14 protein-coding genes are annotated in these 14,198 nt (G+C 52.8%); 6 read left to right on the top strand and 8 right to left on the bottom strand.

Annotated features, from left to right (window positions below; genetic code table 11):
- Positions 1-3: 3 nt before the first annotated feature.
- Genes E1B03_RS15770 through manX form a run of 3 tightly spaced genes read right to left on the bottom strand, consistent with a single transcriptional unit; the run spans position 4 to position 2,689 of the window.
- The gene (locus E1B03_RS15770; protein ID WP_003833769.1) at positions 4-855 is read right to left on the bottom strand and encodes a PTS mannose transporter subunit IID; all 852 of its coding nucleotides are present in this window, start codon (positions 853-855) and stop codon (positions 4-6) included.
- Between the two features lie 12 nt (positions 856-867).
- The gene (locus E1B03_RS15765) at positions 868-1,668 is read right to left on the bottom strand and encodes a PTS mannose/fructose/sorbose transporter subunit IIC (RefSeq protein ID WP_003021004.1); all 801 of its coding nucleotides are present in this window, start codon (positions 1,666-1,668) and stop codon (positions 868-870) included.
- A 58-nt stretch (positions 1,669-1,726) separates the two neighbouring features.
- A complete protein-coding gene (gene manX / locus E1B03_RS15760) occupies positions 1,727-2,689 on the bottom strand; it encodes a PTS mannose transporter subunit IIAB (RefSeq protein ID WP_005122176.1) in 963 nt (320 codons plus the stop codon).
- A 263-nt stretch (positions 2,690-2,952) separates the two neighbouring features.
- Here manX and E1B03_RS26740 point away from each other — a divergent pair, with 263 nt between their 5' ends.
- The gene (locus tag E1B03_RS26740; RefSeq protein ID WP_103771158.1) at positions 2,953-3,162 is read left to right on the top strand and encodes a protein YoaL; all 210 of its coding nucleotides are present in this window, start codon (positions 2,953-2,955) and stop codon (positions 3,160-3,162) included.
- Positions 3,150-4,709: a CNNM family cation transport protein YoaE gene (gene yoaE / locus E1B03_RS15755; protein WP_103771157.1), complete on the top strand. Its 1,560-nt coding sequence runs from the start codon at positions 3,150-3,152 to the stop codon at positions 4,707-4,709. Before E1B03_RS26740 ends, yoaE begins: the two co-directional genes overlap by 13 nt.
- Before the next feature lie 6 nt (positions 4,710-4,715).
- Here the strand turns inward: yoaE and E1B03_RS15750 are convergent, their stop codons facing one another.
- From E1B03_RS15750 to pabB, 4 genes are all read right to left on the bottom strand, one after another.
- A complete protein-coding gene (locus E1B03_RS15750) occupies positions 4,716-6,317 on the bottom strand; it encodes an EAL domain-containing protein (protein ID WP_103771156.1) in 1,602 nt (533 codons plus the stop codon).
- Positions 6,318-6,447: 130 nt separating this feature from the next.
- On the bottom strand, positions 6,448-7,812 hold the full coding sequence (gene sdaA / locus E1B03_RS15745; protein WP_103771155.1) for an L-serine ammonia-lyase: 1,365 nt from the start codon (positions 7,810-7,812) through the stop codon (positions 6,448-6,450).
- 183 nt (positions 7,813-7,995) lie between these two features.
- Positions 7,996-8,574, bottom strand: coding sequence for a CoA pyrophosphatase (locus E1B03_RS15740; RefSeq protein ID WP_103771154.1), 579 nt, complete (start codon positions 8,572-8,574; stop codon positions 7,996-7,998).
- A 3-nt stretch (positions 8,575-8,577) separates the two neighbouring features.
- Positions 8,578-9,939 (bottom strand): aminodeoxychorismate synthase component 1, encoded by a 1,362-nt coding sequence (gene pabB / locus E1B03_RS15735; RefSeq protein WP_103771153.1) that lies wholly within the window; start codon positions 9,937-9,939, stop codon positions 8,578-8,580.
- Between the two features lie 83 nt (positions 9,940-10,022).
- On the opposite strand from pabB, the gene E1B03_RS15730 reads away from it, so the two are divergent.
- A complete protein-coding gene (locus E1B03_RS15730) occupies positions 10,023-10,202 on the top strand; it encodes a YoaH family protein (RefSeq protein ID WP_003020986.1) in 180 nt (59 codons plus the stop codon).
- A gap of 6 nt (positions 10,203-10,208) precedes the next feature.
- Here the strand turns inward: E1B03_RS15730 and E1B03_RS15725 are convergent, their stop codons facing one another.
- Positions 10,209-10,553 carry a RidA family protein gene (locus E1B03_RS15725; RefSeq protein ID WP_003020984.1) on the bottom strand — a complete coding sequence of 115 codons (345 nt, stop codon included), beginning with the start codon at positions 10,551-10,553 and terminating at the stop codon, positions 10,209-10,211.
- A 141-nt stretch (positions 10,554-10,694) separates the two neighbouring features.
- Here E1B03_RS15725 and yoaA point away from each other — a divergent pair, with 141 nt between their 5' ends.
- The 3 genes from yoaA (at position 10,695) to E1B03_RS15710 (ending at position 14,039) form a co-directional block, all read left to right on the top strand.
- Positions 10,695-12,605, top strand: coding sequence for a DNA repair helicase YoaA (yoaA, locus tag E1B03_RS15720; protein ID WP_043016048.1), 1,911 nt, complete (start codon positions 10,695-10,697; stop codon positions 12,603-12,605).
- Positions 12,606-12,664: 59 nt separating this feature from the next.
- Positions 12,665-13,360: a tRNA (adenosine(37)-N6)-threonylcarbamoyltransferase complex dimerization subunit type 1 TsaB gene (gene tsaB / locus E1B03_RS15715; protein WP_103771151.1), complete on the top strand. Its 696-nt coding sequence runs from the start codon at positions 12,665-12,667 to the stop codon at positions 13,358-13,360.
- Positions 13,361-13,454: 94 nt separating this feature from the next.
- Positions 13,455-14,039 (top strand): Slp family lipoprotein, encoded by a 585-nt coding sequence (locus tag E1B03_RS15710; protein ID WP_133086551.1) that lies wholly within the window; start codon positions 13,455-13,457, stop codon positions 14,037-14,039.
- The last annotated feature ends 159 nt before the right edge of the window (positions 14,040-14,198 follow it).

The following is a 14,198-nucleotide window of genomic DNA, read 5'->3' as shown; positions in this document are numbered from 1 at the left end:
GTTTTACAGGCCGAGCAAGCCGACAGCGTAGCCCGCGATACCGATGACGAAGAAGCCAACAATGATCCACAGCGGGTTAACTTTCTTACGCAGCAGCCACATACAGGCGAATGTCAGCAGCAGAGGAACCAGGCCCGGCATCAGCTGGTCAAGGATAGTCTGCACGGTGGTGACGCGAGTCTGACCATCCTGACCGGTGATAGTAGAAACCACCAGCGGGATGTTTACGTGCGTCCACTTGTTAACCAAAGCCCCCATGACAAACAGGCCGAGGATTGACGCCCCCTCAGTCAGTTTTTGCAGGAAGCCGCCGCCCATATCTTTAACGATATCGACACCTTTACGGTAGCCGTATGCTACACCGTAGTAACGGGTTGCCAGACGAACCAGGTTAAACAGGATGAAGAACAGCAAAGGCCCAAGCAGGCTGCCGCTCATCGCGATACCTGCACCAAGCGCGGCGAATACCGGACGAACGGTACCCCAGAAGATCGGGTCGCCTACGCCTGCCAGCGGGCCCATCAGACCAACTTTGATACCGTTGATAGCACCATCGTCAATCTCTGCGCCGTTTGCACGCTGCTCTTCCATCGCCAGCGTAACGCCCAGAACTGGAGCGGCTACATATGGATGGGTGTTAAAGAATTCCAGGTGACGCTTAATAGCTTGCTTACGTGCGTCGTTGTTTTCCGGGTACAAGCGGCGGATAGCCGGTACCATGGAGAAACAAAAACCCAGCGCCTGCATACGTTCGAAGTTCCATGAACCCTGAAACAGGTTAGAACGAATGAACACGCCACGAATGTCACTTGGAGTGAGTTTTTTCTCGGTGGTAGTTTTAGTCATATCAACCATTTCGCTCACCTGCTAGTCCAGTTCGTTATCGAGATCGTTATTGCCAGCCGCAGCAGCAGGTGCGCCGGCTACGCGGTTATATTTCGGGCTCAGTTGAATGTAGAGGATAGCCATTACTGCGCCAATCACACCCAGAGCAACCAGGTTGAAGTTAGTAAATGCCGCAGTGACGAAGCCGAGGTAGAAGAACGGCATCAGGTAGCCTGCGCGCATCATGTTGATGACCATCGCATAACCAACCACGACGATCATGCCACCTGCGATGTTCAGACCACCGGTTACAACTTCCGGAATGGCGTTAAGCATGCTCTGAACTTCACTGGTGCCTACAGAAATCGCTACGATTACCGCCGGGATTGCGATACGCATAGCCTGCAGGAACAGGGAGGACACGTGCAGCCAGGAGAGCGCCGTCAGGTTACCGTTTTCCGCCGCCTTATCCGCCGCGTGCTGGAAGGCTACGGTGATAGTACGAACGATGATAGTCAGTACCTGGCCTGCTGCTGCCAGCGGGATAGCCAGCGCGATACCGGCACCAATACTTTGGTGACCCGCGATAACCAGAACGGTAGAGATAATTGAGGCCAGTGCGGCATCAGGCGCAACCGCAGCACCGATGTTCATCCAGCCCAGGGCGATCATTTCCAGGGTACCACCGATGATGATACCGGTTTTCATATCCCCGAGAACGGCACCAATCAGCGTACAGGCCACCAACGGACGGTGGAACTGAAATTCATCGAGTACCGACTCCATACCCGCGATACATGCGACGATGAACACCAGCACAATCTGAAGAGTGGTAATCTCCATTGTACTTCTCCTATTGCTATACAGACTTAAGTGTGAAAACTAAGTAAATGCCAGGGAATTATTTCGCCTTGGCAATCAAATCCATCATTTTCAGTTTCTGATCGGTAGAAACTTTACGTGCCTCGAGCTCAATACCGCGTTCATTGAGTTTCTTGAAGGCTTCAATGTCTTTTTCGTCGACAGAAATTGCGTTGTTTACCTGCGTTTTACCCTGACGGAAAGCCATACCGCCAATGTTTACAGAGGTAATTTTCACACCACCTTCAACGATACGTTCTACATCGGTCGGGTTGGTGAACAACAGCATCACACGCTCACCTGCATATTTCGGGTTGTTGTAGACGCGAATCATTTTCGCGACATCAACCACGTGCGCCGTCACACCAGGAGGTGCAACCTGAGTCAGCAGCGTTTTACGCACGGTATCGGCGGCAACTTCATCACTGACGACGATAATGCGCGTAACGTTAGTTTCTTTGGTCCAGCGAGTTGCCACCTGACCATGGATTAAGCGGTCATCAATACGCGCCAGGCCGATCTGCATATAATCGTTCGGGCCCATCGGTTTGGCGGGAGCTGCTGCTTTTGGTGCTGCGACGGGGGCTGGAGCGGCTTTTTCCACCGGTTTTGCTTTCAACGCTTTCACGCCTTCGCTACCGGTTTCAACGGCCAGTGCCACTAATTCATCGAAGCTTGGGTTGTCATCACGTGCCATGAAGGTTTCAACCAGCATGGGAATGTTCACACCGGCGATGACTTCGTAATGCTCTTTATCGACGACAATGCGGCTTGCAGCGTTAAACGGGCTGCCTCCCCATGTGTCAACGAGAAACAGCACGCCTTTACTGGTATCGAGTTTTGCCAACTGAGCGTTGTACTTTTCGATCAGCGTTTCGGCATTTTCGCCTGGAACGAAATCGATCCAGCCGACGTTTTCCTGCTCGCCTAACAACATTTCTGCTGTCTTAAGTAACTGCTCTGCAGCCCAACCATGTGTGCCTATTACAATAGCAATGGTCACTTGCTACCTCCTTTATTATCGTTAACACATCAACGTGAAGATGTATTTGAATCGTCGTCCGCAATCGAATCGATTCAGATAAGGGTTACAAAGAAAAAACCTATGATTTTCGTGAATTATTTTAGATATCGAAAAAAATATTTTATGTGATGAAGATCCGTAATTTAACTTCCGATGAAAAGAAATTTCGAAGGGTAAAATATCTCCGAAACAACTTATTGCAAAGGAAGGTAAATCTTTGCTAAAAACCGGTTGTCTCTGTTATGTTTAGCATCTGTTTAATTACTCAGGAGTATAGGGCAGTAGCCCACCATATGGATCGTCACCGACGTCATTTCACCATCAGGCCGCGTTGCGCCTGTCAGATTGGCACTTTTTGCCACAAACTTTCTCTGCATATCGCGTTAACGCCTGAGATCCTCAGCGCGCAGTTTGGTCATTCCTTAAGCAGGAGCTTGTCATGGAATTATTAATGGACCCGCAGATTTGGGTGGGTTTGCTCACGCTTGTCGTTCTCGAAATTGTTCTGGGTATTGATAACCTGGTCTTCATTGCGATCCTGGCTGATAAGCTGCCGCCAAAACAGCGAGATAAAGCGCGTCTAATCGGTTTGTCACTGGCACTGATTATGCGTCTGGGCTTGTTGTCCGTGATTTCGTGGATGGTGACGCTGACAAAGCCGCTGTTTACGGTAATGGACTATGCGTTCTCAGGCCGCGATCTGATTATGCTGCTGGGTGGTATTTTCCTCTTGTTCAAGGCTACGACAGAACTGCATGAGCGGCTGGAAAACCGTGAACATGATACCGGGCAGACGAAAGGGTATGCGAGCTTTTGGGTTGTCGTGACGCAGATCGTCATTCTTGATGCGGTGTTCTCGCTGGATGCCGTTATTACTGCGGTCGGTATGGTCAACCATCTGCCAGTCATGATGGCGGCGGTCGTGATTGCTATGGCGGTGATGCTACTGGCTTCTAAGCCGCTGACGCGATTTGTGAACCAACATCCGACGGTGGTGGTGCTGTGTCTGAGCTTCCTGTTGATGATCGGTCTGAGTCTGGTTGCCGAAGGGTTTGGTTTCCATATTCCGAAAGGCTATCTGTATGCGGCGATTGGCTTCTCAATCATTATTGAGTTGTTTAACCAGATTGCTCGCCGTAACTTTATTCGCCACCAGTCGACTCTGCCGCTGCGTGCGCGCACTGCCGATGCAATCCTGCGTCTGATGGGCGGTAAACGTCAGGCCAGCGCGCAGATGGAATCCGACAATCCGGTACCTGTTCCCGTTCCGGAAGGCGCATTTGTGGAAGAAGAACGCTATATGATCAACGGCGTCCTCTCCCTGGCCTCGCGTTCATTACGTGGCATTATGACGCCGCGTGGTGAAATTAGTTGGGTTGACGCGGACCTGAGCGTGGCGGAAATTCGCGAGCAATTGCTCTCGTCCCCGCACAGCCTGTTCCCGGTATGTCGCGGTGAACTGGACGAAATTATCGGTATCGTCCGTGCCAAAGAACTGCTGGTAGCGCTGGAAGATGGTGTGGATGTGGCGGCGATTGCCTCTGCCTCTCCGGCTATCGTTGTCCCGGAAACACTGGATCCAATCAATCTGTTAGGGGTTCTGCGCCGTGCCCGCGGTAGCTTTGTCATCGTCACTAACGAGTTTGGCGTCGTGCAAGGTCTGGTTACGCCGCTCGACGTATTAGAAGCTATCGCCGGTGAATTCCCGGATGCCGATGAAACGCCTGAAATTATTGCTGATGCAGGCGGTTGGTTGGTGAAAGGCGGTACCGATCTGCATGCGTTGCAACAGGCGTTGGACGTGGATACGTTAGTGAATGAAGACGAAGACATCGCCACGGTGGCAGGTTTAGTCATTGCGGCTAACGGCCATATTCCACGTGTAGGTGATGTTATCGACGTTGCGCCGCTGAGCATTACGATTGTCGAAGCGAATGACTATCGTGTGGATTTAGTTCGCATTGTTAAAGAACAACCCGTTCACGACGAAGACGAGTAACCGGGTTTAGCGAAACGGCATAACGGGCATACTGTGTCGCCCGTTATGCCGGGCGGGCGGCGGCGTGCTGCCCGCCAGCCATTTAGGGAAATCACGCAGTGGCATTGGCTTCGCATACAAAAAACCTTGTAATAAATGTACGCCGTGTCGGCGTAAATGCTGGGCCTGCGCCTGTGTTTCAACCCCTTCCGCCACCAGTTCTATATTCAATTTTTTCCCCAAAGCGATAATGATGTCTGTGACGGTTGAGTTCACGGCGTCTGTTCCTATTGCTGAAGTAAATGATTTATCGATTTTCAGCACATCCGGGCGAAGTTTTTCCAGCCAGGAGAGCGAGCTGTTGCCAGTGCCAAAATCGTCAATCGCCAGTTTTACGCCAAAGCGATTTAGTTCGCGTACAATCCGATAATCCACATCCAGTAAGGCATCGCGTTCGGTCAGTTCGATAACCAACTGCTGAATGGGATGCTGGCTAAACCAATACTGATTTAGATCTTTTAGCAGCGTGCCGTTACGAAAATGGCTGGCGGCGACATTAATCCCAATATGAAACTGGCTGCTCATCGGGAAAACGTGCCGCTGCTGAATGGTTTCTGCGATGACATGACGGGTAAGCGGCACAATCAGATTGTGCTCCTCGGCGATGGGAATAAATACTTCGGGAGAGATCCAACCCTGGCGCGGGTTATTCCAGCGTAACAGGATTTCCACACCCATACATTGCTGAGTTTGTGCATTCAGTAGCGGCTGGCAAAACAGCTCAAACTCCCGTGCCGCAAGGGCCAGATTGATCTCCCAGGAGAAGCTCATTCTGCTGGCGGTCGCCAGCCATGCCAGGTAACCCACTAGTAAACTCAGGATCACCGCCAGCGGGAGCTGTGTTGGCAGGTGTTTAAAGGCCAGTTCGCTGGCGCCCGGACCGGTGACGCTGATGGTAAAAGGGAAATGTTGCGATGAGAGCTGGTAGCGCTTTTCATTATTTAGTTCAGGGAGCGTATCGACAACACCTTGTCCATATAGCAAATGGCGATTACCGACGGTTAAGCTGGCATTGGTAATTTGCGGCGGCTGGGGTTCAAGCAACATGGATGACAATAGATCAATATTAACGATTTCCAGTACGCCATCTTCGCCATCGGCAGACGAAGGATACCATTGCGTCAGAATCGGGCTGCCTTTAATCAACGAATGGTCGGTAGACAGCAGCAGCTGTGGCTCCCGACTGGGTAATTCAGGCTCCAGTTGACGAATAGGCACATTGCGATAGCCAAAAATGCTGGAGCAATAAAGGATCCCGCCCTGAATCAGGCCGATAGAACGCACCGTTTGCAGTCTGGCAGCATGTTTACTCAAAGGTAAACGTGCTACTGAGCAGGGGAGACCAATCAACGGCAGCAGCAAATCACGTCCGGTCTGTAGTGGCAAAAGCACGTCATCCAACTCTTCGACGGCGTGGTTGGCAAAGGTGACGGTATTGCGATGATTTAAATTACGCTCCGAAATAAATCGGACAGTTAATGTAAGGATGAGCGTCAGTAGTGCACATATTGTGCAGACGATTAAACGATTCCGGCGATAGTTTTTAATGATCCGTTGTGCTGTTTGCATGCGGGCCGCCCGATAAGCCGTTGGTCACAGAAGCCAACAGCAACAGAGCAAGTGTAGTGGGGAAAATTACAGTAGACGAAGACGAGGGGGCAAAATCGCCCATCCGTCGCAGATGGGCGAAAATTAAGTATTAGTCACATTGAACTTTGATTGCCAGGCCACCGCGTGATGTTTCGCGGTATTTGGCGTTCATGTCTTTACCTGTTTCGTACATGGTCTCAATGACTTTATCCAGCGAGACGCGTGGAGCACTGGTGCGGCGCATCGCCATACGTGCAGCGTTGATCGCCTTCACTGAAGCAATGGCATTGCGTTCGATGCACGGAACCTGTACCTGACCGGCAACCGGATCGCAGGTTAAGCCGAGGTTATGTTCCATACCGATTTCGGCAGCAACACACACTTGCTCAGGGCTCGCGCCTAACAGTTCAGCCAGACCTGCGGCAGCCATGGAGCAGGCTACGCCCACTTCACCTTGACAACCCACTTCAGCACCAGAGATGGATGCGTTCATTTTGTACAACGCGCCGATCGCGCCGGCAGCCAGGAAATAACGGGTATAGATATCCGGGCTGACGGACTCGATGAAATGATCGTAATAGGCCAGTACCGCAGGCACGATACCGCACGCACCGTTAGTCGGTGCGGTCACTACGCGGCCACCTGCGGCGTTTTCTTCGTTAACGGCCAGTGCAAACATGTTCACCCAGTCGATCACGTTCATCGGATCGTTGGACAGCTTATCGCTGGAAACCAGCATACGACGCAGGGCTGAAGCACGACGAGGAACGCGCAGTGGACCCGGCAGTACGCCTTCGGTGTTCATACCGCGATCGATGCAAGCCTGCATGGTCTGCCAGACGTTACCAAAGTACTCTTCAATCTCTTTTTTACTGTGCAGAGCAAGTTCGTTCTGCATCGCCATACCAGAGAGAGACAGGCCGGTGCTGTTGCAGTATTCCAGCATTTCAGTGGCGGATTTGAACGGATAAGGTACGCTGACCTCGCCTGCTGCATCCTGACCAAAATGTTCTTCATCAACGATAAAGCCACCGCCGATGGAGTAGTAAGTTTTGCTGTAAATGACGGTTTCGCCATTGTACGCATGGATCTGCATCCCGTTTTCATGCAGCGGCAGGTTGCCGTTGTGAAAACGCATCCCGTCATTCTGCGGGAAATCAACTTCGTGTTGCCCCTGCGCAAGCAGCAGGCGGCCGCGCGTTTCTACGTCGCGGATAAATCCGGGGATGCTGTCAATATCCACGGTAGCAGGCTCATTGCCCGCCAGACCCATAATAATGGCGATATCGGTGTGGTGACCTTTACCCGTGAGCGACAGTGAACCATACACGTCGACGGCGACACGAGTAACGCTGTCCAGTAATCCTTTTTCGACCAGGTCATCGACGAACTGTTTACCCGCCTTCATAGGCCCTACGGTATGGGAAGATGAGGGACCAATCCCCACCTTAAACATGTCGAATAGACTAATCACGATAATACTCCTACAGGGCGACTGGGGTTTCCAGTAACGATGTTATAACTGCGCATAGTGTAAGAGGGAACGCGGCGATCGGCTTAACTATTCACATGAATTAAACTAATAGATAACCGCGGTTTTACTAATGTTGTGACCTGAGTTTCAAGTTGTCTATGGTGTGCGTAAAGATAAGTATAGTCAGGGCTTGACGCCAATTTGCAGCGCCAGCTCACGAATTATTCCGGCGGTCATTCCCCAGACGAAATATTGCTCATACCAGGAAAGCCATACACGATGTGAATCGCCGCGGCGGTAGATATCCAGAGGGTGATAACGACCTAAATGCAGGGCCTGCGCCAGCGGCATTTCGAACACGGCGGAGACTTCGTCTTCACTTGCGCGATACGGCAAATTTGGCGGGATAATACCTACCACCGGGGTGACCTGGAATCCGGTAACGCTGTCGACCGGCGGCAGAACACCGATCACCTCAACGCATGAAGGAGGAATTGCCACTTCTTCCTCTGCTTCGCGAAGGGCGGCGGCAATTAACGAGGCATCGCTGCTATCCACCGCGCCGCCGGGAAAGGCGACCTGTCCGGCGTGTTTACGCAGATGAACGGATCGCTGAGTTAACAGCAACCCCGGCTGCGCACGGCGTACGACGGGGATCAGTACGGCGGCCTGACGCTGATTTAACGCGGCATGATTGACCTGCGGACGCAGGAGTTGGAAGCGCGATAAAAAATCATCAAGCGTCAGGCTACTGTATTCCACGTGTCAATTCTCCAGTTGGTGCAAAATACGATTCACTTTATCAAACGTTTCCTGGTATTCAGCGTCTTCCTGACTGTCCGCCACAATTCCACCGCCTGCGGAGCAATAAATCTGCCCGTTTGTGGCCGTCAGCGTGCGAATGGTGATACTGGTATCCATATTGCCGCAAAAACTCAGATAGCCAATGCTACCGCACCAGGCATTACGTCTGTGCGGCTCCAGTTCGTCAATAATTTCCATCGCCCGCACTTTCGGTGCGCCGGTAATAGAGCCGCCGGGGAAGGCGGCGCGCAGCAGATCGGTGGCGTGCAACGACTCTGGCAGACGAGCGGTAATGGTGCTGACTAAATGATGAACGGCAGGGAACGGTTCGACGACAAACAGCTCCGGAACCTGTACCGAACCCGGTACGGCAACGCGGCCAATATCATTACGCATCAAATCGACGATCATCAGATTTTCCGCACGATCCTTCGCTGAATGCGCCAGTCTCTGAGCCTGCTCACGATCGGCAACGGCATCTTCAAGCCTTGGCAATGTGCCTTTAATCGGACGCGTCTGGATGTGCTGGTTTTCCAGCAGAATAAAACGTTCTGGCGAAAGGCTGAGGATTGCGCCTTCCTCAAGACGAATAAACGCGCTGAACGGGGCGCGGTTGGCGCGATTGAGTCTGACAAATGCTTGCCACTCATCGCCCTGATAATGCGCCTGAAAACGTTGGGCAAGATTGACCTGATAACAGTCGCCGCTGTGCAGATAACTCTGGACCCGGCGGAACTTCTCGCCGTACTCGGCGCGGCTCATATTGGACTGCCACGCCGAGGTTAACGTAAACGGCTCATGCGTTGGCGGTTGTTGTGCGTCGAGCCATTGCAGTCGTGCCTCGACATCGGTATGGCTGAGCAGGGATACGGTCTGTAACTGGTGATCGACAATCAGCGCCCAGTCGTAAATGCCTATCGCCATATCCGCAAGTGCAATGTCGCGCTCGGCAATAGCGGGCAGGGATTCAAAGCGTCGGCCAAGATCGTAACCCAACAGACCTAACGCGCCGCCCTGAAATGGCAGGTCCGGGTGATAATCTGGGTGAATATTGCGTGCGCTGAGAACGGAGTGCAATACCGTCATTGGGTCATCAAGCGTGCGCACGGTGGCGTGTTCGTCATGCACAACGGTTTCTTCGCCGCACGTAACTAATGTGGCAACGGGATCCGCCACCAGAATATCAAAGCGGTTATGCGGATGGTCGGCGTGACCAGAATGCAACAGCATCGCCCAGGGCAGATGGCTTAGGGTCGAAAAATAGCGTTCAGCGGCGTCCTGACGCCAGGGTAATGTGATTACTGCGGGAGATAACGTCTTCATCAGTCCTGACTCGTTGCTACTCTACTGGCTAACTGCCCGGTAGCATGAAATAATTAGCGCAGACAATTTAGCAGGAGTTAACAATGTTTGCAGGTTTACCTTCACTCAGTCATGAGCAGCAGCAAAAAGCGGTAGAGCGTATTCAGGAACTGATGTCGCAAGGGATGAGCAGCGGACAAGCCATTGCTTTGGTTGCTGAAGAGTTACGCGCCAGCCATACCGGCGAGCGGATCGTGGCGCGTTTTGAAGATGAAGACGAGTAACGCCGCTTAAACCGCAGCGATAATTTTAATCTCAACTTTGTACTTCGGGTTCATCAACCCAGCCTGAACAGTACAACGTACCGGCGCGTGGCCTGCAACAACCCACGCGTCCCAGGCTTTGTTCATGGCAGCAAAATCGTTTTTGTCCGCCAGGAACAGGGTGGCATCAAGAATACGTGACTTGTTGCTGCCCTGTTTTTCCAGTACCGCATCAATTTGCGCCAGCGTATTTGCCGTTTGCTCAAAAGCGTCGGCATCCAGATTTTCCGGCACGCCGGTGTAATACAGCGTGTTGTTGTGGATAACTACGTCGGACCAACGCGCTTCGGCATCAATGCGCACAATCGTCATAAATCATTCCTCATTTACGTTTTTTCATAATGGCTTTGGCTTGCGCCAAGACTGCCATAATGTTGTGTCCACGTCACCTCTTCAACTGGCGAAAGACACGCTGGCCTGACATAATCCCTGTTCAAATGAACAGGGGGCAGTGTGACGGACGATTTTGCAGCAGACGGTCAGTTGGCTAAAGCGATACCCGGTTTTAAACCGCGTGAACCACAGCGGCAGATGGCCTTCGCGGTCAGCCATGCTATTGAAAAATCGCAACCGCTGGTGGTTGAAGCCGGAACCGGAACGGGTAAAACCTACGCTTATCTTGCCCCCGCGCTGCGCGCCGGAAAGAAGGTTATTGTCTCCACGGGCTCGAAGGCGTTGCAGGATCAGCTTTATAGCCGCGATCTTCCGACCGTTGCGAAAGCGCTGGAATTCACTGGTAAACTGGCGCTGCTGAAAGGACGTTCAAACTATCTGTGCCTTGAGCGCCTTGAACAACAGGCGCTGGCCGGGGGTGACCTGCCGGTACAAACCTTAAGCGACGTCATTCTGTTACGCTCGTGGTCAAATCAAACCCTTGATGGCGACATCAGCACCTGCGTCAGCGTGGCGGAAGATTCTCAGGCCTGGCCGCTGGTGACCAGCACTAACGATAATTGTCTCGGCAGCGACTGCCCGCTGTACAAAGAGTGCTTTGTCGTTAAAGCGCGCAAAAAAGCGATGGATGCGGATGTAGTCGTGGTAAACCACCATCTGTTTCTCGCTGATATGGTGGTGAAGGAGAGTGGGTTTGGCGAGCTGATCCCGGAAGCGGAGGTGATGATCTTCGATGAAGCGCACCAGTTACCGGATATCGCCAGCCAGTACTTTGGTCAATCGCTCTCCAGCCGCCAACTGCTGGATTTGGCCAAAGACATCACCATTGCCTATCGCACTGAGCTGAAAGACACTCAGCAGCTGCAAAAATGCGCTGACCGGTTGGCGCAAAGCGCTCAGGACTTCCGTTTACAGCTAGGTGAGCCGGGCTATCGCGGAAATCTGCGCGAACTGCTGGCCGACCAGCGCGTGCAGCGCGCATTTTTGTTGCTCGATGACACGCTGGAGCTGTGTTACGACGTGGCGAAACTATCCCTCGGACGTTCGGCTTTACTGGATGCCGCGTTTGAACGCGCCACGCTTTACCGCGCTCGTCTGAAGCGTCTGAAAGAGATAAACCAGCCTGGTTTCAGCTACTGGTATGAATGCACCTCCCGCCATTTCACCCTCGCGCTTACGCCGCTCACGGTGGCGGACAAATTCAAAGAGGTGATGGAACAAAAGCCGGGCTGCTGGATTTTTACCTCCGCGACGCTGTCGGTAAACGATGATCTTCATCATTTCACCGCGCGGCTGGGAATTGAAGATGCCGAGTCGATGCTGCTGCCCAGTCCCTTTGATTACACCCGCCAGGCGCTACTGTGCGTGCCGCGTAATCTCCCGCAAACCAATCAGCCGGGGGCTGCGCGTCAGTTGGCCTCCATGCTGCGTCCCATTATCGAAGCGAATAATGGACGCTGCTTTATGCTGTGTACCTCACACGCGATGATGCGCGATCTGGCGGAACAATTCCGCGCCACCATGACGCTTCCTGTCCTGCTGCAGGGCGAAACCAGCAAAGGACAACTGCTACAGCAGTTTGTCAGCGCAGGTAATGCGCTACTGGTTGCCACCAGCAGCTTCTGGGAAGGCGTGGACGTGCGCGGCGATACGCTGTCGCTGGTGATAATCGATAAACTGCCGTTTACGTCGCCGGACGACCCGCTGTTAAAAGCCCGAATGGAGGACTGTCGTTTGCGCGGCGGCGATCCGTTTGAAGACGTCCAGTTGCCGGATGCGGTCATCACCCTGAAACAGGGGGTGGGCCGCTTGATTCGTGATGCCGATGACCGCGGGGTGCTGGTGATTTGCGACAATCGTCTGGTGATGCGACCTTACGGCGCCACCTTCCTGGCGAGCCTTCCGCCTGCGCCGCGCACGCGTGACATTGCTCGCGCTGTTCGCTTTCTTGCCATACCAACGACTGAGTAATTTGTTACGGAGTGTGGTAAGATGCGCGCCAAATTTATTTGATCTGATCACAAATACCCATGCGAATTCTGGCTATCGATACCGCCACAGAGGCGTGCTCTGTTGCCCTGTGGAATGACGGTACTATCAAGGCTCATTTCGAGCTTTGCCCACGAGAACATACCCAACGAATTTTACCGATGGTCGAGGAAATCCTTGCCGCTGGCGATCTCACGTTAACCGATATCGACGCCCTGGCGTTTGGTCGCGGTCCCGGCAGTTTCACCGGCGTACGTATTGGGATTGGCATTGCTCAGGGGCTGGCGTTAGGCGCGAATTTACCCATGATCGGCGTTTCCACCCTCGCAACAATGGCGCAGGGAGCCTGGCGCAAGTCAGGCGCGACCCGCGTACTGGCGGCAATTGATGCACGAATGGGCGAAGTCTACTGGGCCGAATACCAGCGTGATGAAAGCGGCAACTGGCGTGGCGAAGAAACCGAAGCGGTGTTAACCCCTGAGCAGGTGCATGAGCGTTTACTGCAACTGTCTGGCGAGTGGGTAACGGTCGGGACGGGCTGGCCTGCCTGGCCTGAGCTTGGTAAAGACAGCGGTTTGACCCTCAGCGATGGCGACGTGTTGCTTCCGGCGGCTGAAGACATGTTGCCTGTCGCCACGCAAATGCTGGCTGCCGGTAAGACCGTGGCGGTTGAACATGCTGAACCGGTTTATTTACGTAACACCGTAGCGTGGAAGAAACTTCCCGGTAAAGAATGAATCTTAGTAGTACATCCCCGGTTAATTTACACAGACGTCGGTGCACAGCACTGTGAACAGGCCGGGGCAAAAGCTAAGAAAAGGGAGTCGCAATATGGCGGTGCAAAAGCAGTTATTGAAAGGTGTGATGGCGGGCGCATTCGCGTTGATGCTTAGCGGCTGCGTCACTATCCCGGACGCGATTAAAGGTTCTAGCCCTACGCCGCAGCAGGATCTGGTGCGGGTGATGAATGCGCCGCAGTTGTATGTTGGTCAGGAAGCACGTTTCGGCGGCAAAGTGGTGGATATTCAGAACCAGCAGGGAAAATCCCGTCTGGAAATTGCCACCGTACCGCTTGATAGTGGAGCACGACCCGTGCTGGGCGAAGCCTCCCGTGGGCGGATATATGCTGATGTAAATGGCTTCCTCGACCCGGTGGACTTTCGTGGACAACTGGTTACCGTCGTCGGTCCGATTACCGGTACGGTGGACGGAAAAATCGGTAATACGCCGTATAAATTCATGCTGATGCAGGTAACCGGCTATAAACGCTGGCATATTACTCAGCAAATTGTTATGCCACCTCAGCCTATCGACCCCTGGTTTTACGGTGCGCGCGGCTGGCCTTACGGTGGCTATGGCGGATGGGGATGGTACAATCCCGGTCCGGCACAGGTTCAGACCATAGTAACTGAGTAACTCTTTGTTTTATTAGTAAAAGAAACAGCGGCTCGTCCGCTGTTTCTGCATTAACGTGGATATAAGAAAAATAAATAGTGACGTGCTTCGCAACCTTGTCGTTGTGTAATAAACAAACTGGTACGCTGAGTTAATATTATGTTAACAGTTTGTTTATTG

Source organism: Citrobacter arsenatis, from assembly GCF_004353845.1.
GTDB lineage: Bacteria > Pseudomonadota > Gammaproteobacteria > Enterobacterales > Enterobacteriaceae > Citrobacter > Citrobacter arsenatis.
The sequence above is the reverse complement of the archived record's forward strand: the minus strand, read 5'-3'. Positions and strand labels throughout refer to the sequence as shown.